Here is a 23113-nt window from a genome sequence, read left to right on the forward strand (position 1 = left end):
GCCAGCGGGTGGCGGCCCTGCGCCGGCGGCTGGGCCTGCCGGGCGACGGCGCCTACGATGCGGTGCTGGCCGAGGCGGTGCGCGAGGTCCAGGCCAGCCACGGCCTGCCCCCGACCGGCGCAGCCGACGCGGCCACGATCGCGGCGCTGAACCAGGGCTTCGCCCACGACGAGCAACTGATCCTGGCCAATCTGGAGCGCGCCCGGGCCCTACCCGCCGATCCCGGCAAGCGCTTTCTGGTGGTCGACGCCGGGGCCGCGCGTCTGGCCCTCTACGAGAACGGCCACGTCGTCGACAGCATGCGCGTGGTGGTCGGCAAGCCCGCCCAGCCCACCCCCGCCCTGGCCGGCGTGGTCCGCTATGCGGTGTTCAATCCCTACTGGAACGTCCCGGAGGACCTGGCCCGCGACCGCGTCGCCGCTCATGTGCTGAGCGAGGGGCCGGGCTTTCTGGAGCGGCAGCGCATGGAGCTGCTGTCCGACTGGGAGGACGACGCCCACGTGATCGCGGCCTCGCAGGTCGACTGGCCGGCGGTCGCCGCAGGCCGGCAGTCGCTGCGCGTGCGCCAGCTGCCCGGTCCCGGCAACATGATGGGCCAGGTCAAGCTGATGTTCCCCAACGACTTCGGCGTCTATCTGCACGACACGCCGGCCAAGGAGCTGTTCCGGGAAGAGCGGCGCAACTTCAGCTCGGGCTGCGTGCGCCTGGAGGACGCGCCCCGGCTGGCGCGGCGGCTGCTCGGCCCCGCCCGTACGCCGGCGCCGGGCGGCGCCCCGGAACAGAGCGTCGACCTGGCCGAGCCGGTCCCGGTCTACATCCTCTACCTGACCGCCGCGCCGGGGACCTGGGGCGTGGAATTCCGGCCCGACGTCTACGGCCGCGATCCGGCCCTGGTCGCCGCCCTGGCCCGCCCGTCCGCGGCCCCGGTCCGGACGGCCGCGGCGGCGGCGCCGGATCCGCGGATCATCCAGACGCGGCGATAGCCAGCCGGTAGTCCGCCTTCTCGCCCCGGCGCGCGGCGTTGCGCATCAGATAGACCTGGACCGTGTAGTCCCCGGCGGCCAGCACCTTGCCCTGGAACGTGCCGCCCGAGACCGGGCCGACGAACATGGCTTCGCTCGCGCCGGGCGCCAGCAGGTTGAAGTAGGCCGACGTGTTGTCCGAGACCAGCCGCACGGCCAGGGTCTGGCCGGCCCGCACGTTCACCAGGTAGCGGACGCTGTCGTAGCCCGAGACCTGTCCCTGCAGCAGGGTCGACGAGGTCCCGGGCTTGAAGGTCACCCGCTCGGTGCGCACGCCGGCGTCGGCGGCGATGCACGGGGCCGCCGCCAGGATCGCGAGCGCGGCCAGGGCTGGTCGAAGGGTCATGCCGGGCTCCCGTTGCACACGTATGGCCGTCCAACGGTGTCAGCCCCGCCCCGTTCCGGCGGCGCGCCACGCCGATCCGCCCCCGGGCGAGGCTCGTCCCGGCCCTATCCGACGGACGCGACCGGGACTGGGCCTCAGGTCAGGCCGCCGTCACCGGCTCCTTGGCCCCGGGTTCGCCAGAGTGGACCTGGTGGTCGAAGTACCAGCGCACGTTGCTGAACCGCGGATGCTCGGCCAGCGCCCGCGCGAGCTTGGTCATGATCTCCTGATAGGCCGGGTGATAGCCCAACGCCTTGCCGAAGAACGTCCGGTCGTCGACGACGACCAGGTATTCCTCGATCAGCGTCACCTGGCACCAAAGGTACCGCTTCTCGTAGCTGAAGCAGAACTCCCACCCGTGCTCGTGCGCGTAGGTCACCGGCTCCATCGCGCAGCCGAGCCCCTCCAGCACCGCGTGGATCGCCTCGGCGACGCTCTTGCCGCCGTACTGCACGATGTCGTGCTCGTCCTCGATCTGGTCCTCAGGCAGATCCGAAGCGAACTCGGCCCACCGCCTCACCGTCACGCCCCCCATGGCGCGTCCTCCCCTATAAAAAGTCTGGCGTCCCTACTTGCGGCTCGGACTACGCCGCGCTCGGCACGGGCGAAGCTGCGCCCGGCGCATCCGTATGAACTTCCTCATCGGCGTACCAACGAACTTCATAGAGGCGGGGATCGCGCGCCATCTCAGCGGAAAGCCGCTCAAGAAGCTCGAGATAAGCAGGATGGTGCGGACGCCTGAACAGCTTGCGGAAAAAGGAGATCTCTTCGATGACGGCGAGATACTCGTAGATGAGGGTCACCTGGCACCAAAGATCGCATTTCTTGTAGCGAAAATGAAACTGCCAGCCGTGCTCCTCGCCCTGGCCTTCGAGTGGACCGAGGTCACACCCCAGCCCGCCCAGAATCCCATACACAACCTCGGCGACGTTCTTACCCGGGGGCTCGTAAACGCCGTCCACCTCTCTCTCGTCTTCTTCTGGAAGCGTGGAGCTGAATTCAGTCCAGGGCCTGATCATCATCGGGCTCGCCCTCTTCTCCAGAAATTATCCGCAAGGTCTAAGAGGCGCTAACGGCGCGGTCGCCAACGCGCCTGATCCCCCTGCCCCCTCACTCTCGGCCCTCTTCTTTGATGTCCGAGGCGTCGTTCAGGAGAACCGGCCCGAGCAAGCCGGCAATGATGAGGTCCCTCGTGGCTTCGGGCGTCCCGTGCCAAAGCCGCTCTTCAATTCCGTACTTCCGGAAGCCAAGATCATCGCCGTTCCAGCGAACGCCGCCAATCTTTCCACCCCGGACATGCTTATCGCTTCCGTAGTGGTGCTTAAGCGCTTCCCCGACGCTGAGTCCTTTGTAGGTGACAACGTTGAAAGGACTATCCAGCACCTTCTTGGAAAGTTTCTTTCCAAGATCACTATTTACAGCCACGGGCGAGTGGTGACCCCGGCGTTGCCTTCCGTTGTATCCATACGGTTTTACGAAAACTTTTGCCTGAGCTCGCGAGGCGCGTTTGGCGACCCAGTCCGCCTCCGTCATCAGCGCGCCGCGAGTGAGAGCTCTTATCCCCGGTCCGCCCCGAAGCATCGAATACAGGTCGACCGCCAGCTCGCCGTCGTTCACTCCGATTGGACCATTACGGATGATCTCGCCGGCGACATTATCCGCTTGCGGCGCCGCCCAGTGATCGTGATCGATCCAGAACTGCTGAAGCGCAGCCGCGGCGCGCTCCCCAGTCTCTTGAGGATGCGTCAAGCTGTCGGCCACCGCCGCCGCCTTGTCGCGCAGCTGGTCCCTCGCATCCCAAACGCTGGCCGCCATCCTGACGACCTCAACCGGGTTTCTGAGCCGGTTCCCGAGCTCGGCCGCCTTCGCGGTGTCTTCTATGGCGTGAAGGCCGCCTCGAGCCATACCCAGAGAGCGGGCCATTTCCCGAGTGACGTAGCCCGCCACGGCCTTTTTGATCGGGTCTCGGCTCGTAAGTTGTTCGTAAACAAAGCGATCGGCAGCCGACACCCGCCGGGCCGGCGCGGCTCCCCGCGGGTCAGTGCCCATTTTCGCAGACGTCGCTGTCGCCGCCCTCCTGGGCGCCGGTTCGCGCCGCTGGGAGATGAGCGTCGCTAGGGCCGCCGCCTGACCGGCGGGCGTCATCAGAGCCAGCGCCTGGGGCGCTCTTCGGCGGGCCTCCTCCAAAACAAAGCCGAGCCAATCCGCTTCCCGCTTCTGTCCCTTCGCCGGTGCCGCCATTCCTGTTCGTTCCGCCTCGTCTCGTGCCCGCGCTCAAATTGCGCAGCTGAAGACTCTCACGAGAACAGTGTTACGGCAAGAACAAAAACGGAACAGCCGCTCTCATCGCCACCTGCGCTCACGCCCGCGACGACGCCTGCTGGAGAAGACATTGTGCGCGGTTAGTCCTGCGCGAGGCTTGCGTTGGGTCGGCTCAGCGCACCGCGCCTGGGGAAAAACCTCCACAGCCCCCGAGGCTTCCGTTGCCATCCCAAACCGAACAGGCTATCCGGATCGCGCCGGAGACGTGGCCGAGTGGCTGAAGGCAACGGTTTGCTAAATCGTCATACCCCCTAAAGGGTATCGAGGGTTCGAATCCCTCCGTCTCCGCCACCTTCCCTTTAATTTTGCGAAGAATATTCGCCCTGGCGAGCCCAGGCCGCGCCTTGCGGGCCTCGTAGCCCCCGCGTGGTCGCGCGGCATCCGGAATTTGCCGAGGTTTGAGCGCGAGGGATCGACCCCTCCCGCCTTGTAGAGAGCTTCCATCGTCTCCTTCGCCACGCGCTTAGAATCCGTGGCGACACGGCGGGGGCTCCGGGCCTTCGCTTCGCTGCCGCCCGATGACGGCGAGTCGGGGCCAGGTCTCTACTGCCCCATGTAGTCGCCCGTGTCGGTCCACAGGCTGTCGTCCTTGACCATTTGCCGGAACTCGTCGCGCACCTTCAGCAGATCGGCGCCCTTGCCGGGCCGCCTGTCGCCCAGGCAGGCGATGCCGTAGACATAGGTTCCACGCGCAATCGGCGTCCAGTCCTCGCCCCAGCCGTCCGGCTTGGCGCGGCCGTCGGTCCCGATCAGCATGTGGTTGCTGTAGCGGAAGCGCGCCTGCCCGCAGTCCAACTCGATGTCCCCGGTGGAGCTTTCGACCAGCCGGCCGTCCACGTCTATCGGGACGCCGGAAAAGCTCACCTCCCGGTAGCGCACGGTGTCGCCGTCGCGCTTGATGCTGTCCTTGTCGATCAGGATCAGCATATCGCGGCCCATGACCTCGACCATGTAGTCCACGGCCTGCGTAGCGCCGGCCAACGCCGTCACCGTCGCCGCCGCCGCCGCGCCCAGTAGAACTCTTCCAAGCTTGCGCACGCGCCCCTCCCGCCCCGATCGCGCCACCCACGATAGCCGCCGGCCACGCGGGCGCAAGGCGGCGCTGGCGCCAGCCGCCACGACGGCAATCCGCTTACGCGCCAGCAAACATTGTGGCTACTTTGCGGCCAATATGCGGCGCTCCCAACATTCTACAATTCAGCAGTGTGTATTCGTTCGTTCTCGTCTAAACGACTCGCGTTGACTCCCTGAACCTTACGAGTCTGTAATCCGATCAACCGTGGGGGCGGTGATCGATGTTCAGACTCTGGAGTATCCGATGAGCGGGTCGGCCGGTCAGGCCGCCCGGGAATGCGGCGCCTGCAACCTGTGCTGCAAGCTGCTGGGGATTTCTGATCCGCAGCTGAACAAGCCGGCCGACACCTGGTGTCCGAACGTGAAGAAGGGCGCCGGCTGCGGGATCTACGAGACCCGGCCGATCCAGTGTCGCGCCTTCATCTGCGGCTGGCTGGTCGGGGCGATGGACGACCACTGGCGGCCCGACCGCAGCAAGATGATCCTGTCGTCGACCGACCGGCCCGACCTGGTGCTGGTCCACGTCGATCCCTCGCACACCGGCCGCTGGCGCGAGCCGCGCTATCTGAATGACCTGAAGGCCCTGTCCCGGCGCGGGACCACGGTGCTGATCGGGGCCGGGCCGGACTCGGCGCAGATCATGGCCTTCACCGGCGAGGTCATCGAAAAGCGCCGCCGGCCGGAGCTGTTCGAGCCGCAGGGCGCGCAGGCGTCGGCCTGATCGCCCGAGGGGCCGCCTGATCGGGGCCTCAGCTCGCCTGTTGCACGAGCCTTGCAAGCCTGACGCGCGAAAGCTCGTTTTCGGACAGTTGATGCCCGTCGTCGCCCGCAAGCTCGTACCCGCCAACGATTCCGCGCCGCTGGACGCCGCCGATCCGAAGGACCGCCGCGGCCCGTTCCGGCCCGGCCGGCTGGTTTCGTCGCGCGCGCGCCAGAGCGGGGCGCAGGCGGTCGCCATGTTCCGTGCGGTCGATACGACGGTGCTGGCGGCTCTCGCCCTGGCCGGCGCGGCGAGCGCCCTGCCCGGCCCGCTGACCCAGGCCCCGGTGGCCCAGGCCGCGCCCTTCGTGCTGGGCCTGGCCACCATCTTGTGGGCGCTGAAGAGCCTGGACCTCTACGCTTTCGGCGACCGCAAACGCCGGATCGCGCATCTGGCCCGCCTGGTCGGCGCCTTCGCCCTGGCCGGCGCCCTGACCGGCTTCGGGTCGGCCCTGTTGGGCGCCGAGGCCGTCGTGCTGAAGAGCGTGCTGGCCGGCCTGGCGCTCAGCTTCCTGACCGTGCACGCCCTGCACCTGGGCTGGTGGGGGCTGGTTCAGCGCTGGCGCGCCGACGGCCGGCTGACCCCCAACGTCGTGGTGGTCGGCGCCACCCGCCACGCCGAGCGGCTGATCCGCGACGCGCTGGAGCGGCGCGAGGTCAACATCATCGGCGTGTTCGACGACCGGCTGGCGCGCGCGCCCGGCGCGGTCGCCGGCGTGCCGGTGCTGGGCGACACCCAGGCCCTGCTGGACCACAAGCTGCTGCCCTATGTCGACCGCGTGGTGGTGGCGCTGGACCCGTCCGCCCGCGCCCGCGTGCGCCAGGTGGTCGAGCGCCTGCGCGTCCTGCCCAACGAAGTCTCCCTGCTGGTCGACCTGGAGGACGCCGAGGGCCGCGACGCCGCCCTGTCCAAGCTGGCCAACGCGCCGCTGGCCAAGCTGTCCGGCGCGCCCGAGGACGAGCGCCGCGCCTTCGCCAAGCGGATTCAGGACCTGGTGATCGGTTCGGTCGCGCTGGCGCTGCTGGCCCCGGTGCTGGCCGTGATCGCCGTGCTGGTGCGCCTTGACAGCCCGGGCCCGGCGTTCTTCCGCCAGCGCCGCCACGGCTTCAACAACGAAGAGATCGTGGTCTGGAAGTTCCGCTCCATGCGCAACGAGGCCGCTGACGCCCGCGCCGAACGCCAGGTCACAGCCGACGACGACCGGGTCACGCGCCTGGGCCGCTTCCTGCGCAAGACCAGCCTGGACGAGCTGCCGCAACTGCTGAACGTGCTGAAGGGCGAGATGAGCCTGGTCGGTCCGCGCCCCCACGCGGTCGGCATGAAGACCGGCGAGACCGAGAGCGCGCAGCTGGTGGCCGAGTACGCCTGGCGCCATCGCATGAAGCCCGGCATGACCGGCTGGGCCGCGGTCAACGGCTCGCGCGGGCCGCTGCACGACGCCGCCGACGTGCGCCGGCGCGTGGCCCTGGACGTCGACTACATCGAGCGCCAGTCGTTCTGGCTGGATCTCTGGATCATGCTGGTAACCGTGCCGTGCCTGCTGGGCGACCGCGAGGCGATCCGGTGAGCGGGCGCATGTTCTGGCGGGGCGTGTGGGGCTACCTCCCGGCCAACGCCGTGCAGGGCCTGGTGGGCCTGGGCTCCATCGTCGTCTTCACCCGCCTGCTGAGCCCGGAGGAGTACGGCCGCTACGCGCTGGCCTTCTCGGTGCTGGTGCTGGCGCACACGTCCGTCTTCACCTGGCTGGAGGCGGCCATGGCCCGGTTCTGGGCGGCCGAGCGCGACGAGGGCCTGAGCGCCCATTTCGCCACCCTGTACCGGACCTTCTTCGCCCTGGCCGTGCCGTTCGCGCTGGTCGCCGGCCTGGCCCTGTGGATCTGGCCCGCCGCTCCGGCCCTGAAGGGCGCGGTCGCTGCGGCGCTGGGGACCGTGGTCGCCAAGAGCCTGGTCCAGCTGGCCCGAGAGCGCCGCCGCGCCGCGGGCGAGGTGGCGTCCGCCTCCCTGCTCGACATGGCCCAGACCGCCGGCGGCTTCCTGCTGGGCGCGGGCCTGGCCGCCGCGGGCCTGGGCGCACGCGGCCCGCTGCTGGGCCTCTTGCTCGGCGCCCTGCTGCTGGTCCCGTTCGTCCTGCCGCGCGAGCTGTCCTTCGCCAAGGGCGGCGGCTTCGAACCGGCCCGCGCACGGGCCTACGCCGCTTACGGCCTGCCAGTCTCGGCCTCGCTGATCCTGGCGCTGGGCCTGGCCAGCCTGGACCGCTTCCTCATCGCGGGTTTCCTCGATGCTGAGGCGGTCGGCGCCTACCACGCCGCCTACACGCTGGCGAACCGCACCCTGGACGTCCTGTTCGTCTGGCTGGGCGCGGCCGGCGGCCCGGCCCTGGTCGCGGCGCTGGAGCGCGGCGGGCCGGCGGAACTGAACAAGGCCGCCCGCGAGCAGGCCTCGACCATGCTGCTGCTGGGCCTGCCGGCCGCCGCCGGGCTGGCCCTGGTCGCGCGGCCGCTGTCGGAACTGCTGGTCGGCGAAGGCCTGCGCGTCGCCGCCGCCCAGGTCACGCCCTGGGCCGCGGTGTCGGCGCTGTTCGCCGGCCTGACCACCTACTACTTCCACCAGGCCTTCACGCTGGGCCGGCGCACGACGCTGCTGCTGGCGGCCATGGCCGTGCCGGCGGTCGCCAACCTGGCGCTGAACCTGATCCTGCTGCCCCGCTTCGGCTTGCCCGGCGCGGCCTGGGCGGCGGCGGCCAGCTACGCGATCGGCGCGCTCGCCTCCTTCGCTATCGGGCGCAAGGCCACCCGCCTGCCCCTGCCCTGGAACACACTGCTACGCTGTGCGTTCGCCACAGCCGCCATGGCCGTCGTCGTCGCCCTGCTCCCCGACCTCGGCGGTCTCGCCGAGCTGGCCCTGAAGGCCGGCGCGGGCGTGGTCGTCTACGGCGCCTGCGCCTGGGCGCTCGACGCCGGCGGCGTCCGCGAAGCCGCCGCCCGCACCCTCTTCCCCCGTTTCAACGCCTTCCTGTCAGGACGTCCGGCATGACGCGTAAGACCAAGAAGACCACCTCGGCCGAGACCGTCCGCGACAACGCCGCCTACGCCGGCGCCCGCCCGGTCCTGTCGGTGCTGGTGCCGTTCCTGCGTGACGATCCGCTGGCCCTGCTCGAGGCGCTGGACCAGGAAGCGGACATCATCGGGGGCGCGGTCGAGGTCGTTTTGCTGGACGACGGATCGGCCGACGGCGTGCTGGCCGCGCGTGTCGACGCCGGCGTGGCGCGCGCCAAGCTGCCGGTCCGCATGGTGCGCCTGCCCGAGAACGAGGGCCGCGCGCGCGGCCGCAACCGCCTGGCCGCCCACGCCCGCGCCGACGTCTTCCTGTTCCTCGACGCGGACATGCACCCGGACAATCGCCGCTTCCTGCAGGCCTGGCTGGACGTGATCGCGCTCGACGACCCGGCCGTCGCCTTCGGCGGCTTCTCGCTGAAGCACGCGTCGCGCGAGTCCGCCTTCGCCGTGCATCGGGCCATGGCCGAAAAGGCCGAGTGCGTGCCGTGGTTCGAGCGCGCCCGCACGCCCGAAAAGTACGTCTACACCTCCAACCTGCTGGTCCGCCGCGACGCGTTCGAGGCCGAGGCCTTCGATCGCGACTTCGCCGGCTGGGGCTGGGAGGACGTCGAGTGGGGCATGCGCGTCGCCCGCCGCTTCAGCGTCCGCCATGTCGACATCCCCGCCACCCACGTCGGCCTCGACACGGTCGAGAGCCTGGCGGCCAAGTACGAGAGCTCGGTCGGCAACTTCGCCCGCGTGGTGAGCCGCCATCCCGAGGTGGTCCGCGGCTATCCCAGCTATCGCGCCGCCCAGTGGCTGAAGAAGGCCCCGGCCCTGCCGGCCTGGCGCCCGCTGCTGAAGCAGGCCGCCCTGGCCCGCCTGCTGCCGACGGCCGCGCGCGCCTTCAGCTTGCGTCTCTATCGCGCCGCCCTCTACGCCGAGGCGGTATGAACGCTGAAGTCTACACCGCCGACGCCTCGTTGAAGGGCAAGCTGCGCCGCCGCTGGAGCCGGCTGGCGCATCGCCGGCCCGCGGCCTCGTCGCCGGGGCGGCCGATGATCAGCTTCAGCTTCGACGACGCGCCCGTGTCGGCCGCCCGCGACGGCGCGCCGATCCTGGAATCCATGGGCGTGCGCGGCACCTTCTACGTCTGCGCTGGCCTGGCCGGCATTGACGGGCCGATGGGGCCCTACACCCAGCGCCGCGACGTCGAGGCCCTGGTCGCGGCCGGCCACGAGATCGGCTGCCACACCTTCGGCCACCTGGACTGCGGCCAGGCCGACGCCGCCGAGGTCGCCCGCGAGGCGCGCAAGAACCGCGAGGCCCTGATCGCCTGGGGCGCGCCGGATCCGACCACCTTCGCCTATCCGTATGGCGACGTCGCGCCGGCGGCGAAGGCGGAATTGGCGCGCGATTACATCGGCTTGCGCGCGCTTCATCCCGGCCTGGTGAAGGCCGGCGCCGACCTGAACCAACTGCCGGCCGTGGGCGTCGAAGGGCCCGACGGCGAGGCGGTCGCCCGCCGCTGGATGGACCGCGCCGCCGAGCGCGGCGGCTGGTTGATCCTCTACACCCACGACGTGCGCGAGGGCGCGTCAGCCTTCGGCTGCACGCCGTGCGCGCTGGGCCGGCTGGTCGATCGCGCGCTGGAGGCCGGGTTCGAGCCGGTCACCGTGGCCGAAGGCGTCCGCCGCCTGGGGGCGGCCGGATGAGCCGCGACGTCGCCGTCCTGATCCCGACCCTGCGCCGGCCCGACAGCCTGGCGCGCGCCGTGCGTTCGCTGATCGGCCAGGCGCCCAATCGCCTGCGCGAGATCGTGGTGGCCGACAACGATCCGGCCGGATCGGCCCGCGCGACCGTCGAGGCCCTGGCCACTGAAGCCAGCGTGCCGGTGATCTACGTGCACGCGCCCAGGCCCGGCGTGGCGACCGCGCGCAACGCCGCCCTGACCGCCACCGAGGCCCCGCTGATCGCCTTCCTCGACGATGACGAGGAGGCGGCGCCCGGCTGGCTGGCCGCCCTGCTCGACACGCACGAACGGTTCGGCGCCGACGTCACCTTCGGCGCGATCCACGGCCGCGCGCCCGACGCGAAGCCGTGGCTGCGGCCCTATCTGGAAGACTTCTTCTCCCGCCGCGGTCCCGAGGCGGCCGGCCTGGTCGCCGAGCCCTACGGCTGCGGCTGCTCGCTGATGACCCGCGCGGTCGCCCTGCCCGGCCCCGCCCCGTTCGACACCTCCGCCGACCAGAGCGGCGGCGAGGACGACAAGCTGTTCGCAGGCCTCGCCGCTCGCGGCGGCCGCTTCGCCTGGGCCCCGGGCGCGCTCGCCTTCGAGCACGCACCGGCGCACCGGGCGACGCTGGGTTACGCCCTGAAGCGGGCCTTCGCCTACGGCCAGGGCCCCAGCCAGACCTGCGCCCACGCGCGCGACTGGGCCGGGGTTCTGAAGTGGAGTGCGGTCGGCGCCGCCCAGGCCTGCGCCTGGAGCGCGCTGGCGCTGGTCCTCTGGATCGCGCGGCGCCCGACCCGCGCCCAGGCGCTGGATCGGGCCGCGCGCGGGCTTGGAAAGCTGTTCTGGTTCAACGGCCTGGAGCCGCAGCTTTACGGCGCGGCCGAACTGCGCCGCACCGCCGCAAGCGCCTGATCCCTACTTCGCGGTCGGGTCGACGCGCTGGCTGGTGGGCACGGCGAAGCCGATGGTCGGGCGGCGCGCCGGCTCCTGCTTGAGGGTGAGCGCGGTCTCCTCGTAGGCGCTCTCCATGTCCTCGGTCACCGAGGGCCGAACCTCGCGCAGCGCCACCTCGAAACAGCCCGCGTCGATGGTCTCGGCGTCGATCGAGCGATGCAGCGCGGTCAGGCCGGCCGCCCGCACCAGGTCGCGCAGGTCGGTGCCGGTGAACCGCTCGGTCTGCTCGGCCACGGCTCGCAGGTCGACATCCTCGGCCAGGGGCACGTGCCGCGTGGCGATCTCCAGGATATGGCGGCGCGCGTCGACATCGGGCGCGGGCACGTAGACCAGTTCCTCCAGCCGGCCGGAGTGGAGCAGGTCCCGCTCCAGGATCGCCGCCCGGGCGGTCGCGCCCACCACCACGATCCCCGGCGTCTGCACCAGGGCGTCGAGCTCGGCCAGGAGCGCGTTCAGGCCGTGGCGCGCGGCGTTGGGATCCTCCACCCCCGCCGCCACCGGATTGGTCAGCCGGTCGACCTCGTCGATGTAGATCAGCGCCGGCGCCACCTCGCGGGCGCGGGCGAACAGGTTGGCGATCAGGTCGGGCACCTGGCGGCCGGTCGACAGCAGCTCGGAGACGCCCGCCGACAGGAAGTTGGCGCCCGCCTCGCACGCGGCGGCGGCGGCCATCATCGACTTGCCGTTCCCCGGCGGGCCGAACAGCAGGAAACCGCGGGGCGGGCGCACGCCCAGCCGGGCTAGGGCGTCGGGCCGGGTCAGGGGCAGGACGATGCCCTTGCGCAGGCGATCCTTGGCGGTCTCGTCGGCGCCGATGTCGTCCCACTTCACCGCCGGGGCCTGGACCACGACCTCGTGCAGGGCCGACGGCTTCACCCGCTTCATGGCCTCGAGGAAGTCTTCACGGGCGATCACCATCGGGCCCGGGCCGGGCTTGTCGTCCGGGCAGGCGCGGTGGATGGCGTGCAGCGCCGCCTCGCGGACGAAGGCGCTGAGGTCGCCGATCGAATAGCCCCAGGTGAAGTGGGTCAGCTCGTCCAGATCGACGTCCTCGGCCAGCGGGCTGTGGGCCAGGCCGATCGTCAGGAACTCCCGGCGGGCCGCGGGATTGGGCGCGGAATTGACGATCTCGCGGTCCAGCCGGCCCTGGCGGCGGATCTGCTCGTCGAGCGCATCCGGCCGGGAAGTCAGCCCGACCACCACGACGCGCGCGTCCGGATCCAGCGCGTCCAGCCGCGACACAAAACGCGCGCCCAGGCGGCGCTCGGCGTCGGTCATGGTCCAGTCGCGCCGGCGCGCCACCTGGTCGAGGTCGGAGATAACGATCAGGCAGGGGTCCGGGCCCGACGCCGCGTCGAACATCTCGTCCAGCCGCCGCTCGGCCTCGGTGATGTCCAGTGCGTTCAGTTCGGCGCCGCTGATCAGCAGCAGCTTGGCGCCGATGTCGGCGGCGACCGCGCGGGTCAGGCGACGCGCGCCCGACAAGGGCGCGCCACGCACCAGCACGCCGCGCGGCGGACGGATGCCGAGGCGCCGGTACATGTCCGGCTCGCGCAGCGGCAGTTCGATCATCTCGCGGATCTGCGCCAGCATCGGGCGCAGGGTCCGCACGTCGTCGTAGATGGCGTCCAGCCCCGGCGTCAAGCTCGTCAGGGGCACGCCCTGCATCTCGATGCGGGTCTCGTCGTCCACCTGGACCCGACCGCCCGGGGTGGTCGCCACGACCTGCAGGCGGACGTCGGTCGGGGCGGACTCCGCGCCGATGCGGGCGACCGGGGCCTCGACCAGCTCCCCGGCGCTCACCGGATGGTCGCGCAGGGCCTCGCGCACGTCTTCGGGGGCGAAGCTGCGGCCCTCGACGACCGCGCCGGCGGCGGGGGCCAGCACCACGCGCGCGGCCGGACGAACGTCCTCGGGGGCGCGGCTGGTGGGACGGTCCTGGTCGGGCATGGCGCTCTCCGCTGCGGTCGCAGGGGAAACGCGCCGAAGGGGGGCCTTGCTCCCGCTTGGCGGAGGTAGTGCTCTAGCCGGCGAAGCGGCGCAGGAATTTCGGCGTCTGCACCTGGGCGCGGTTGAACACCAGGCCGATGCAGCGGCCGCCGGCTTCCTCGATGCGCGTCTTCAACGCCGAGGCCTCGCGCGCGTCGGTGTCGTCGGCCGCGACCACCAGCACGGTGGCGTCGACTACGGGCGCCAGCACCTCGGCCGTCTCGGCCCGGTCGCCGGCCGGGCAATCGATCACCACGGTGTCCGCGTGGCGGCGCAACGCGCTCCAGTAGGCCCCGTCCGACAGCACCTTGGCCCGGCGGCCCGGCGGCACGAGCTCGATGCTGAAGCGGCTGACCCACAGGCGTCCGCCCAGCGCCGAACGCGCCACGGTCAGGCGGCGGTCGGCCACCGGCACGCCGTTGCGCGAGCGGATCGGCGGGCGCACGGCGTAGAAGATCGACTGGTCCGGCGTGGCCGAGGCCGGCGGGCCGACCCGGCCGAACCGCTCGGGCTCGGCGCAGACGGCGTCCAGCTGGCTGGGGTTCTCGAGGTCGGCGTCGACCAGCCAGACCGGCCGGCGGGCGCGCACGGCGGCCATGCGGGCGAATTCGCGAGCGACGGTCGAGGTCCCCTCGCCCTGCCGCGCGGCCACGAACTGGATGACGCGACCATCGGCGCCGGCGCCCCGGACGCGCGCCAGGGCGGCCCACAACGCCGCCATTTCAGCCGTCAGATCCACCATCTCGAATCGCCCGTACGCGCGTTCCTGGTTTCCGTAGCACAGGCTATGGGATTCGCCCTTCAGGGGGTCTTAAGCGGCGCGCTGGCCAGCACCGGCAGCTCCAGCGTCCGCCCGGCCGAAGCGGCGGTCGGGAAGCCCCGGCGCAGGAACACCCGCAGCAGGCCGGCGCACACCGCGGTGAAGGCCGCGAAGCAGAAGGCCAGGGCCACGATCACCTTGCGCATGCTCTCGCCGCGGGCTGGCTGGGCGGCCCGCTCGACCACCCGGATGTTGTCGTCCGCGCCCTCGGCGATGGCCCGCGCCGCGCCGATCTCCTCGGCCCGGGTGGTGAAGCCGCGGATGTTGGTCTGCAGCACTTCGCGCTCGACCGACAGGTTCTGGTACTCGGACTCCAGCTTGGTCAGGTTCAGCTGGCGGTCGGAGACCTCCTTCAGCTGGCCCACCAGGGCGTCGCGGCGCGCGGCCAGCGACGCGGCCTCGGCCGACAGGCGCACGCGGTCGGTCTCCAGGTCCTGCCAGACCGGGTTGGCGCCCAGGCGGCGATCCTTCTCGCCCACGCCCTGGCCGGAGCCGATCAGGCGCTCCAGCTCGGCGATCTTGGCGTCGACGTCCTTCACCGGCTGCGAGTCCGGCTTGTAGCGGGACAGCAGGTCCTGGCGGTCGACCTTCAGGGCCAGCAGCTTCTGCGGCGCGGTCAGGTCCAGGTCGCGCTGGACGCCCACTTCCGCCGGCACCGAGGCCAGGCCGGCCGACAGGCTCGACAGCTGGGCGCGCACTTCGCGCAGGCGGGCGTCGACCTTGTACCGTTCGTCCAGGACGTTCTGGTAAAGCGCGGAAAGACTGGCCTTTTCCGTCGGGAAGTCGCCCAGGGCGTGATCGCGCAGGAAGGTCTCGTAGGCCGCGTCGGCCTCGACCAGCCGCTTCTCGAACGCCGCCTTCTGGGCCAGCAGCACCGGCGAGGAGACGTCTTTGAACACCTCCTTGCGGTAGGACATGTAGGTCTCGACCAGCCGGTTCAGGATCAGGGCCGCGGTCGCCGCGTCCTTGTGCTTGAAGCTCAGCCGCACCACCCCGGTGTCGGGCGCGGTGTCGATGCTCAGGCCGTCGCCGATCGCCTTGATCGCCGCGCCCTCGATCTTGCGGCGCTCCTCGGCGTCGGCCTGGTTCCAGGCCTCGGCCAGCTTCGGGTCGATGGCGGCCAGGCCGACGGCCTTGACCACGCGCGCCTTCAGCTCGTCGCTGGACAGGATCTCGACTTCGGAGCGGACCACCTCGTCGGTCTTCGGCACGGCGCCGCGGGCGGCGTCGCCGGCGCGCGGTTCGTAGACGTATTCCTGGCCCAACTGGACCAGCAGGCTGGACTTGGCGGTGTAGGTGCGCGGCGACATCACCGCCGCCGCCACGCCCAGGCCGAACACCAGGGCGAAGACCAGGAACATGTTGGTCTTTTCGCGCCACAGCAGCACGGTCAGGTCGCCCGCGGAATAGCGCGGACGCACGACGAGCCGGCCGCCCCAGGGCGCCTCGCTTCCGCTCGTCCAGTCCGTATCCCGCATACTGTTCCGACTCACACCGCGCACGTCGCGGGATGGAAGCACGGTCGGCCGGTAGCGTTAACCGTGAGTGAACGACGCGGCGAAGGCGCCCGCCCCTAAAGGAGCGAGCGCCCGTACACGACTTAGCAGCAGCCGCTCATGCCGTTGCAGCAGGCCGCGACGGCGTCGCAGCAAGCCGCGACCGCGTGGGCCACGGCCTCCGGCGCGGCGGCATAGGCGGCGGTCCCGGAAGCGAGCAGCAGGAAGGCCGAGATGGCCAGAACGCGTTTCATGATTGTCTCCAGTTATCTGAGGTTTGAACGTCAGGCGAACTGGAAGCCTCGAGGGGGCGGCACGTCCGGATCGGAGACGACGCCGCTCGCCTCTTCCTGCTCCACGGCGTAGGCCACGGGCTGGAACGTGACCGTCTGAACGATCTGCGGCCCGCTGGGCAGGACCGACGCGTGGCAAACGACGGCGCATTGAACGACGCCGCCCAGGGCGCCTTTCGGCGCGCAATCGTCGTCGGGCGCCGAAGCCGCCGGCATCGACCCGCTCTCCTCCAGCGGGCAAGCGATCGCCGCGACCGTCCACATCCCGCCCATGAGCAGCGGGACGATCAGGGCCAGCAGACGTGCGATCTTCGACGGGCGCATGAGGCTCTTTCTACACCTCCGAGCCGGACGGGCGCGAGCGGCGATCAGACCGCGGGTTTCAGCGAACGGTGAAGCCGAGCGCGCCGTACATCATGTGCCCGTCGGCCGAGGTGGCGTGCCAGGCGGCCTTCCAGACGCCGGCGGCCAGCACCGGCAGCTTCACCGTGGCGCTGTCGGCGACCGCAGCGCCGCCCTTCAGCTTCAGCGTCGCGCCGTTCGGGCCGGTCAGGGTGACCATGTCCAGCTTCATCGGGTGCTCGAAGGTCAGCACCAGGGTCTTGGGGGCGCTGACAGTCGAGCCGGATTCCGGAGAGGACGACTTCAGGCCGCCTTCCATCATAGCGCCGTGATCGGCGTGATCTTGCGCGCCGTGGTCCATGCCGGCGTGGTCGGCCAGGGCCGGGGTGGCGACGGCGAGCGCGAGGGCGGCCGCGAGGACGAGCTTCATTCGGAACTCCAGGGGAAGGATCAGAACCAGGTCCGCAAGCCGATGCGGATCGAGGTCGTGTCGACGTCGGATCCACTGGCGCGGGCGATGGAGGCGGTCTCGCCGAGGCGCCGTTCGTAGGCGGCCTCGACATAGGGGGCGAACTTGCGGGTGATCTCGTAGCGGAGCTTCAGCTTGGCCTCGACGTCCGAGAAGCCGGCGCCGACATCCTTCTCCGGCACGTCCTGGGCGAAGGCGTTCAGCTCCACCTCCGGCTCCAGCACCAGCCGCTGGGTCAAAAGCACGTCGAAGCTCTGCTTGAAGCGCACGCCCAAGTCGCCGTCCTCGCTTAGGAAGGCGGCCGCGTCGGTCTCGAACTGGTAGGGCGCCAGCCCCTGCACGCCGAGCGCCAGATAGGTGGTGGGGTCGGGCTCGAAGTCGTGGCGCACGCCCGCCTGCAGGTCCCAGAAGGTCGCGACGTTGCGGCTCCACAGGGCCTGCAGCTCGGCCTCTTCGGTCTGGCCGTCCTCGACCTGGCCCTCGGTCTTGAACCAGAGCTTGTTCTTGTCGCCGCCGATCCAGGCGTCGCCCTCCCAGGAGCCGATCCCCTGCCCGTCCGTGGTGGTCCCGGCGTCGGCCTCGAGCCGGACCATGGAATAGGTGCGGTGCTTGTGGGAGGCCGGATCGTTCAGCGACTTCTCGCGGACGTCCTCGGCGGCGACCGGCGCGGCGAGAGCCGCAGACGCCAGGGCGGCCAGCATGACGGCGCGGGTCATTGGCCCGCTCCGTGGCCGGCGTGGTGGTGGCCGTGCTCGGCTTCGCCTTTGTCGGCCGAAGCCGCCGGCGCGTCGCCGTCCAGGCGGGCCACCGTCACCTTCTGCATCATGCCGGATTCCATGTGGTAGAGCAGATGGCAGTGGAAGGCCCACTCGCCGGGCGCGTCGGCGCTGATCAGCACCGAATAGCTCTTGCCCGGGGCGACGCTGACCACGTGCTTGTCCGGCAGGCGGTCCATCGGCTGGCCGTTCTCCAGCTGCACGAACATGCCGTGCAGGTGCATGGGGTGGGCCATCATCGACTCGTTGATGAAGGTCATGCGCACCCGCTCGCCGTACTTCAGGCGGATCGGCTCGGCCTCCTCGAAGGTCTGGCCGTTGATGGTCCAGCGGTAGCGCTCCATGTTCCCGCCCAGCCGCACCACGATCTCGCGGTCCGGCGCGCGGGTGTCGGCCTGCGGCGTGGCCGAGCGCAGGTCGGCATAGCTCAGCACCTTCGAGCCATAGGGCGCGCCGGACGACCAGCCGTACACCTCGCCCGAGCCGTTCAGGCTGCCTTCCGCCGCCAACTCGCCCATGTCGTGGGCCATGGTCGGCCGGCCCATGCCGTAGTCGATCTTCGGATAGTCGGTGACGACCTCGTCGCCGCCCGACATGTCGTGGCCCATGGCGGCGTGATCCATGCCCTCCATCCCGGCCATGCCGGAGTGGTCCATGCCTTCATGGCCGGCCGTCCGCGCCGAAGCCCCGTGGCCCATGGCGGCGTGGTCCATGCCGGGCATGGCGTGGCCCATCTCGCTCATCATGAGGATGGCGCGCGGGCGCATCGCGGGGATGGCCGCGCTCATGCCCGTCGTCGGGGCCAGGGTGGCGCGGGCGTAGCCGGACCGGTCGATCGCCTCGGCGAAGACTGTGAAGGCTTCCGGCGTCTGCGGCTCCACGATGACGTCGTAGGTCTCGGCCACCGCGATGCGGAATTCGTCGACCGGCACCGGCTCGACGTCGCGCCCGTCGGCGGAGACCACGGTCATCTTCAGGCCCGGGATGCGCACGTCGAAATAGCTCATGGCCGACGCGTTCACGAACCGCAGGCGAACCTTCTCGCCCGGCTTGAACAGGAAGGTCTCATTGGTCTTCGGCCCCTTGCCGTTGACCAGGAAGGTGTAGCCGGACACGTCGGCGATGTCGGTCGGGTCCATGCGCATGCCGCCCCAGGCCTTACGGTCCTTGACCGCCGCGCCGAGACCGAACGTCCGGGCGTCGCGGAAGAAGTCGCCCAGGGTGCGCTTGCGATAGTTGTAGTAGCCCGGGTCGACCTTGAGGTTGCGCAGGATCCGCTCCGGATCCTCCGGCGTGAACTCCGACAGCACCACCACATAGTCCCGGTCGGTCTTGATCCGCGGCCCGTCGGCCGGGTCGATCACGATCGAGCCGTAGTGGCCGGCCTGCTCCTGGGTCGCCGCGTGGGCGTGGTACCAGTAGGTGCCGTTCTGCTTGATCTGGAACTGGTAGGTGTAGGTCTCGCCGGGCGCGATGCCCTTGAAGCCATTGAAGCCCGGCACGCCGTCCTTCTCGGCCGGCAGCAGGAAGCCGTGCCAGTGGATCGAGGTGGTCTCGTTCAGCCGGTTGGTGACCCGGATGGTGGCGGTCTCGCCCTCGCGGAAACGCAGGGTCGGTCCCGGCAGCTGGCCATTGATGGTGATCTGCTCGGCCTTGCGGCCGTCGATGTCGACCACGCGCTTGTCGATCACCAGGTCGTACTCGGCCGCCAGCGCGGCCGGCGCGAACGCAAGCATCGCGCAGATCGCCAGCAGCAGTCGGGTCAACGTCATCACAACTCTCGAGCCGTCACGGGAACGGCGCACCCTGCCCCCTCCCATCATGGGAGGGTCAAGCCCCCGTCTGCCTACTCATACGCACGCCCGCCGCTCACCCCTCGCCGTCTCGCAGGGCGGCCCCTGTAATTTCCGCCAGGCGACGACGGGCGCGATAGACCCGCGTCTCAACCGCCTTGACCGAGACGCCCAGCAGGGCCGCCGCCTCCTGCTGCGACAGGCCCTCCAGCGCGGTCAGGATCAGCGGCTCCTTGAGGGCCGGCGGCAGGTCGGCCACCGCCCGGTCCAGCCGACGTAGAGCCTCGGCCTCGACCAGGGCGGCCTCGGGCGAGGATCCAGGATCGGGCGCGGCTTCCAGTTCGGCCGGCTCCGCGCCGACCCCGCGCACCAGCCGCCGCACGAACCGGCGCCGGCTCCAGTCGCGGCACTTGTTCAGCGCCACCCGACGCAGCCAGACCTCGAACGGCCGCGCGGGATCGTAGCGGTCCAGCCCGCGCCAGGCGCCGGCGAAACTCTCCTGCAGCAGGTCGTAGGCTTCGTCGGCGTCGCCGACATAGCGGCGGACGAAGCGGTACAGCCCCTCCTTGTGCTTGCGCATCAGGAGGGTGAAGGCGCGCTCGTCGCCCCTGGCGGCCCGCAGGGCGAGCTCGCCGTCGCTGTCGACCGGAGGCGGACTCACTTGTCTTCGGCGGTCAGGGTCCGGGCGACCTCGGCGTCGAACCGCGCGGCCTGGGCCGGGGTCAGTTCGGCGCGCATGTCGAAGACGTGGGCGATGGTCTCTTTTTGGAGCGCGCCCATCGCATGGTGGAAATGGTCGACCGCGGCCTGGACCTGCGGGGAATAGCCGTCGCTGGCCTCGATGGCGGCGGCGAGCTCGGCGTTGGCGGCGCGCATGTCGGCCTCCAGCGCCTTGCGGCGGACGGCGAAGCGGCCTTCCAGCGCGTCGATGCGGCGCTCCTGCTCGGCGCTGAGGTCCAGCTTGTGGTGCACGGTCTCGTGCAGGGAGGCCGGCGCCCGTGCGCCGACCACGTAGCGCGCCCCGCCCCAGGCCCCGAGCGCGGCGGCGACGGCGGCCAGGGCCACCGTGAACAGCAGGTTGCGCAGGCCAACGCTCATCGGCCGCCCTCCAGCAGGGTCGAGGGCGCCAGGTCGGGCTTCACCGCAAAAACCTGCATCTCCTTGGGCGTGTGCACGGCCGCGGTGGCGGCGGCCCCGCCGACCGCCACGCCGGCGACCAGGGCCAGGGACACGGTGGCGACCCGCAGCGGCCCGAACGGCCTCGGCTGTGCCTCCTCGCGCGCGCCGATCCGCGCCCACACCGCCGGCTCCAGCTGGGCCAGCGACCGGTCGGGCTCGCTCTGCGCCAGCGCGTGCAGCTGCTCGTCCAGCGATTTCGTCATGGCGGCGGACTCCGGGGCTCTCGATCCCACACTACGCGCGGTTCGGCGCGAACCCTCAAGATGAGGGGCCCGGAACCTCGGCGCGTACTCCCCCATCGAATGGCGGATCGCCAGGCGTGAGCGTTCGGGGGAGCGTGATGAAGGTACTGCGTTTGTCGTTGCAGCTGCACAAGTGGATCGGCCTGGTGGTCGGCGTGCAGGTGCTGGCGTGGGTGGCCGGCGGTCTGATCATGACCGTCCTGCCGATCGAGAAGGTGCGCGGCGAGCATCACGTCGCCGACGCCCGCCCCGCCCCGCTCGACCCGTCCCGGCTGCTCTCGGCCGCCGACGTCGCGCGCCTCGCCGGCGTGGCCCCGATCGACGCCGACCTGAAATCGACGCCGCGCGGCCCGGTGTGGGTGCTCAAGCCCGCCTCGGGCGAACCGGTGATCCGCGACGCCATCCTCGGAAGCGCCCTGCCGCCGATGGACGAGGAGGAGGTCCGCACCTTCGCCCGTCTCGCCTACAAGGGCGACGCCCACGTCGTCGCCGTGCGCCTGCTGGCCGAGGCGCCGCAGGAAACCGGGCGGACCGGCGCGCTGTGGCGGGTGGATTTCGACGATCTGGAGCGGACCACCTTCTACCTGTCGCCGGCGACGGCCGAGGTGGTCACCCGCCGCTCCGGCCTCTGGCGGTTCTACGACGTGTTCTGGCGGCTCCACATCATGGACCTGAAGACCGGCGAGAACTTCAACCACCCGCTGATCATCGCCGCCGCGGTGCTGACGCTGAGCATCGTGGTCACCGGCGTCATCCTGCTGTGGATCCGGCTGGCGCGCGACCTGCAGCAATGGCGGGCCGCCGGCCGGCGCACGCGGGAGGCCCGCCAGCCGGGCTGAGCGCCGGTCAGGCCATGCGAAGCGCGCTCGCCGGCGTGCCGAACATGCGCCGGAAGGTGCGGCTGAGATGGGCGGAGTCGGCGAAGCCCGCGTCGTAGGCGGCCTCGGTCAGGGGCGCGCCCTCGGCGTAGCGCCGCACCGCCCGCATCAGCCGCAGCCACAGGACGTAGGACCGGAACGCCACGCCGGTCTCCTGCACAAACAGGTGGCGGGTGCGGCCGGGCGACAGGCCGGCGATCTCGGCCGCGCCCTCCAGCGAGAGCGGTTCGGACACGTTCTCGCTGACCCATTCGATCACTTCGCGCACGCGGGCGTCCGGCGCGCTGGCCTGCTCGACGGCCGGCGCCAGGGCCCCGAACGCCGCCTTGGCCAGTTCGACCAGCCGGTCGTCGGCCGCGCCGTCGCGCCAGGCCCGCGCCAGGGCGTCGGCGGCGTCCTGCAGGACGGCCTGAGGCAGAAGGGAGACCGGCGCCTCCGCGCAGAAGGCGGCCAGCAGCGCGCGCCCGATCCGGCTCTCCGGCTCGACGAACAGGTGGGCGATCTCGCCCTTGGCGCGGAAGGCGTGGAGCACGTCGCTGGCCACCATGGCGGCGCGGCCGGTGACGACCCGGCCGTCGGCCTCGAACCGGAAGTCGTCGCCGAAGCTGAGCGTCAGCTGCACGGCGTGATGGGCGTGCGGCTCGATCTCGCCGGTCGTCTCGCCGATCCAGAGGCTCCCGCCTTCCCAAAGACAGATGCGGCCGCGGCTGTGGACGGACATTACGTGCTCTCCCGTTGCACGCGCGAACCTGCGGCTTCCCACCATGGGAAGGTCAACCCCTGGCCTTCGAGCGAAAATTTTCGGCCCGAAAGCGCCTAGCCCCTTCGTTCAATCGTCGGCTCGCAGGGGTCGGTAGGGATGCTCTCGCCAACGACCAAACAGGAGCTCCCCCATGTCGACCAAGTGCGAAAACCAAGCCTGCACCTGCGCCCCGCGCTGCGAATGCGCTCCGGCCGCCTCGAGCTGCGGCTGCAACAGCCAGTGCGGCTGCGGCGAGCAGTGCGCCTGCTCGGCCGAGCGCCGGTGCGCCCCGGACTGCGCCTGCGGCGAGTAAGCCTGACGCCGGCTGACCCCGGCCGGCGTCCCCTCGCGCCTCCCGGTCGTCCTCCCCCCTCGCCGGGAGGCGCGCCCCTTTCCCAGGATCCGTACGATGACCGCCGCGCCCCGCGTCCTCGTGGTCGAGGACCATCCGCTCATCCTGCCGCTTGTCGCCGAAACCCTGGCCAGCGTCGGCTGCGAGGTGATCTCGGCCGCCACGGCCGAGGCCGCGATGGCCGCGCTCGACGCCCATGCCGGGCGCCTGAACGCGCTGGTCGCCGACATCGACCTCGGCGACCCGGACCTGACCGGCTTCGACGTGGCTCGCCGCGCGCGCGAGCTGAACCCGGCCCTGCCGGTGATCTACGCCAGCGCCCGCCCGGCCGAGGACGTCGAGGTCCAGGGCGTGAGCGGCGCGGTCCATCTGGCCAAGCCCTATTGCCCGGTCCGGCTTTGCCGCGAGATCGGCGCCCTGCTCGCGGCGGCGGCCGACGGCCTCGCGGCGTGACG

General features: G+C 71.1%; 27 protein-coding genes and 1 tRNA gene. 11 read left to right on the forward strand and 17 right to left on the reverse strand.

The window, feature by feature from the left end; all coding sequences use genetic code 11:
* Positions 1–983, forward strand: a 983-nt coding sequence (locus G3573_RS02065; RefSeq protein ID WP_163259188.1) for a L,D-transpeptidase family protein, incomplete at its 5' end; no start/stop codon positions are given.
* Here G3573_RS02065 and G3573_RS02070 read toward each other — a convergent pair.
* The 4 genes from G3573_RS02070 to G3573_RS02085 all read right to left on the reverse strand — a co-directional run bounded on the left by G3573_RS02070 (position 964) and on the right by G3573_RS02085 (position 3648).
* Entirely contained in the window at positions 964–1368 is a 405-nt protein-coding gene (locus G3573_RS02070; protein WP_163259189.1) for a DNA breaking-rejoining protein, read from the reverse strand. The genes G3573_RS02065 and G3573_RS02070 overlap by 20 nt on opposite strands.
* A 139-nt stretch (positions 1369–1507) precedes the next feature.
* Positions 1508–1942 (reverse strand): hypothetical protein, encoded by a 435-nt coding sequence (locus G3573_RS02075; protein WP_163259190.1) that lies wholly within the window; start codon positions 1940–1942, stop codon positions 1508–1510.
* Between the two features lie 49 nt (positions 1943–1991).
* Positions 1992–2429, reverse strand: a complete 438-nt coding sequence (locus G3573_RS02080; protein WP_163259191.1) for a hypothetical protein — start codon at positions 2427–2429, stop codon at positions 1992–1994.
* 88 nt (positions 2430–2517) lie between these two features.
* Positions 2518–3648: a hypothetical protein gene (locus G3573_RS02085; RefSeq protein WP_163259192.1), complete on the reverse strand. Its 1131-nt coding sequence runs from the start codon at positions 3646–3648 to the stop codon at positions 2518–2520.
* A 280-nt stretch (positions 3649–3928) separates the two neighbouring features.
* Between G3573_RS02085 and G3573_RS02090 the strand changes: the two genes are divergently transcribed.
* Positions 3929–4020, forward strand: a tRNA-Ser gene (locus G3573_RS02090).
* A 252-nt stretch (positions 4021–4272) separates the two neighbouring features.
* On the opposite strand, the gene G3573_RS02095 is transcribed toward G3573_RS02090, so the two are convergent.
* Positions 4273–4767, reverse strand: coding sequence for a surface-adhesin E family protein (locus tag G3573_RS02095; RefSeq protein ID WP_163259193.1), 495 nt, complete (start codon positions 4765–4767; stop codon positions 4273–4275).
* 280 nt (positions 4768–5047) lie between these two features.
* Here G3573_RS02095 and G3573_RS02100 point away from each other — a divergent pair, with 280 nt between their 5' ends.
* The 6 genes from G3573_RS02100 to G3573_RS02125 all read left to right on the forward strand — a co-directional run bounded on the left by G3573_RS02100 (position 5048) and on the right by G3573_RS02125 (position 11245).
* The gene (locus G3573_RS02100) at positions 5048–5524 is read left to right on the forward strand and encodes a YkgJ family cysteine cluster protein (RefSeq protein ID WP_163259194.1); all 477 of its coding nucleotides are present in this window, start codon (positions 5048–5050) and stop codon (positions 5522–5524) included.
* Between the two features lie 91 nt (positions 5525–5615).
* Positions 5616–7130 (forward strand): exopolysaccharide biosynthesis polyprenyl glycosylphosphotransferase, encoded by a 1515-nt coding sequence (locus G3573_RS02105; RefSeq protein ID WP_163259195.1) that lies wholly within the window; start codon positions 5616–5618, stop codon positions 7128–7130.
* Positions 7127–8596: a lipopolysaccharide biosynthesis protein gene (locus tag G3573_RS02110; RefSeq protein WP_346427326.1), complete on the forward strand. Its 1470-nt coding sequence runs from the start codon at positions 7127–7129 to the stop codon at positions 8594–8596. Before G3573_RS02105 ends, G3573_RS02110 begins: the two co-directional genes overlap by 4 nt.
* A complete protein-coding gene (locus G3573_RS02115; RefSeq protein ID WP_163259196.1) occupies positions 8593–9552 on the forward strand; it encodes a glycosyltransferase family 2 protein in 960 nt (319 codons plus the stop codon). The genes G3573_RS02110 and G3573_RS02115 overlap by 4 nt, the downstream gene beginning before the upstream one ends.
* Positions 9549–10313 carry a polysaccharide deacetylase family protein gene (locus G3573_RS02120; protein WP_163259197.1) on the forward strand — a complete coding sequence of 255 codons (765 nt, stop codon included), beginning with the start codon at positions 9549–9551 and terminating at the stop codon, positions 10311–10313. The genes G3573_RS02115 and G3573_RS02120 overlap by 4 nt, the downstream gene beginning before the upstream one ends.
* Positions 10310–11245, forward strand: a complete 936-nt coding sequence (locus tag G3573_RS02125; RefSeq protein ID WP_163259198.1) for a glycosyltransferase family 2 protein — start codon at positions 10310–10312, stop codon at positions 11243–11245. The genes G3573_RS02120 and G3573_RS02125 overlap by 4 nt, the downstream gene beginning before the upstream one ends.
* A 3-nt stretch (positions 11246–11248) precedes the next feature.
* On the opposite strand, the gene G3573_RS02130 is transcribed toward G3573_RS02125, so the two are convergent.
* The 11 genes from G3573_RS02130 to G3573_RS02180 all read right to left on the reverse strand — a co-directional run bounded on the left by G3573_RS02130 (position 11249) and on the right by G3573_RS02180 (position 20647).
* Positions 11249–13237: an AAA family ATPase gene (locus G3573_RS02130; RefSeq protein ID WP_163259199.1), complete on the reverse strand. Its 1989-nt coding sequence runs from the start codon at positions 13235–13237 to the stop codon at positions 11249–11251.
* A gap of 73 nt (positions 13238–13310) precedes the next feature.
* Positions 13311–14018 carry a CpsD/CapB family tyrosine-protein kinase gene (locus G3573_RS02135; protein WP_163259200.1) on the reverse strand — a complete coding sequence of 236 codons (708 nt, stop codon included), beginning with the start codon at positions 14016–14018 and terminating at the stop codon, positions 13311–13313.
* Between the two features lie 59 nt (positions 14019–14077).
* Positions 14078–15574, reverse strand: coding sequence for a Wzz/FepE/Etk N-terminal domain-containing protein (locus G3573_RS02140; protein ID WP_163259201.1), 1497 nt, complete (start codon positions 15572–15574; stop codon positions 14078–14080).
* Between the two features lie 122 nt (positions 15575–15696).
* Positions 15697–15846 (reverse strand): hypothetical protein, encoded by a 150-nt coding sequence (locus G3573_RS02145; RefSeq protein WP_163259202.1) that lies wholly within the window; start codon positions 15844–15846, stop codon positions 15697–15699.
* Positions 15847–15876: 30 nt separating this feature from the next.
* Positions 15877–16209, reverse strand: a complete 333-nt coding sequence (locus tag G3573_RS02150) for a hypothetical protein (RefSeq protein ID WP_163259203.1) — start codon at positions 16207–16209, stop codon at positions 15877–15879.
* A 58-nt stretch (positions 16210–16267) separates the two neighbouring features.
* Positions 16268–16657 carry a copper resistance CopC family protein gene (locus G3573_RS02155; protein WP_163259204.1) on the reverse strand — a complete coding sequence of 130 codons (390 nt, stop codon included), beginning with the start codon at positions 16655–16657 and terminating at the stop codon, positions 16268–16270.
* A gap of 20 nt (positions 16658–16677) precedes the next feature.
* Positions 16678–17412: a copper resistance protein B gene (locus tag G3573_RS02160; RefSeq protein ID WP_163259205.1), complete on the reverse strand. Its 735-nt coding sequence runs from the start codon at positions 17410–17412 to the stop codon at positions 16678–16680.
* The gene (locus G3573_RS02165) at positions 17409–19244 is read right to left on the reverse strand and encodes a copper resistance system multicopper oxidase (RefSeq protein WP_163259206.1); all 1836 of its coding nucleotides are present in this window, start codon (positions 19242–19244) and stop codon (positions 17409–17411) included. The genes G3573_RS02160 and G3573_RS02165 overlap by 4 nt, the downstream gene beginning before the upstream one ends.
* Before the next feature lie 97 nt (positions 19245–19341).
* On the reverse strand, positions 19342–19926 hold the full coding sequence (locus tag G3573_RS02170; RefSeq protein WP_346427327.1) for an RNA polymerase sigma factor: 585 nt from the start codon (positions 19924–19926) through the stop codon (positions 19342–19344).
* The gene (locus G3573_RS02175; RefSeq protein ID WP_163259207.1) at positions 19923–20363 is read right to left on the reverse strand and encodes a periplasmic heavy metal sensor; all 441 of its coding nucleotides are present in this window, start codon (positions 20361–20363) and stop codon (positions 19923–19925) included. Before G3573_RS02175 ends, G3573_RS02170 begins: the two co-directional genes overlap by 4 nt.
* A complete protein-coding gene (locus G3573_RS02180; RefSeq protein WP_163259208.1) occupies positions 20360–20647 on the reverse strand; it encodes a hypothetical protein in 288 nt (95 codons plus the stop codon). The genes G3573_RS02175 and G3573_RS02180 overlap by 4 nt, the downstream gene beginning before the upstream one ends.
* Before the next feature lie 137 nt (positions 20648–20784).
* Here G3573_RS02180 and G3573_RS02185 point away from each other — a divergent pair, with 137 nt between their 5' ends.
* Entirely contained in the window at positions 20785–21525 is a 741-nt protein-coding gene (locus G3573_RS02185) for a PepSY domain-containing protein (protein WP_163259209.1), read from the forward strand.
* A gap of 7 nt (positions 21526–21532) precedes the next feature.
* Here the strand turns inward: G3573_RS02185 and G3573_RS02190 are convergent, their stop codons facing one another.
* A complete protein-coding gene (locus tag G3573_RS02190; protein ID WP_163259210.1) occupies positions 21533–22285 on the reverse strand; it encodes an AraC family transcriptional regulator in 753 nt (250 codons plus the stop codon).
* A 172-nt stretch (positions 22286–22457) separates the two neighbouring features.
* Between G3573_RS02190 and G3573_RS02195 the strand changes: the two genes are divergently transcribed.
* Both G3573_RS02195 and G3573_RS02200 read left to right on the forward strand, forming a co-directional pair.
* Positions 22458–22619 carry a hypothetical protein gene (locus G3573_RS02195; RefSeq protein ID WP_163259211.1) on the forward strand — a complete coding sequence of 54 codons (162 nt, stop codon included), beginning with the start codon at positions 22458–22460 and terminating at the stop codon, positions 22617–22619.
* A gap of 96 nt (positions 22620–22715) precedes the next feature.
* Positions 22716–23111: a response regulator gene (locus G3573_RS02200; RefSeq protein ID WP_163259212.1), complete on the forward strand. Its 396-nt coding sequence runs from the start codon at positions 22716–22718 to the stop codon at positions 23109–23111.
* The last annotated feature ends 2 nt before the right edge of the window (positions 23112–23113 follow it).

Source organism: Caulobacter sp. 17J65-9 (genome assembly GCF_010975005.1).
Classification (GTDB): Bacteria; Pseudomonadota; Alphaproteobacteria; order Caulobacterales; family Caulobacteraceae; genus 17J80-11.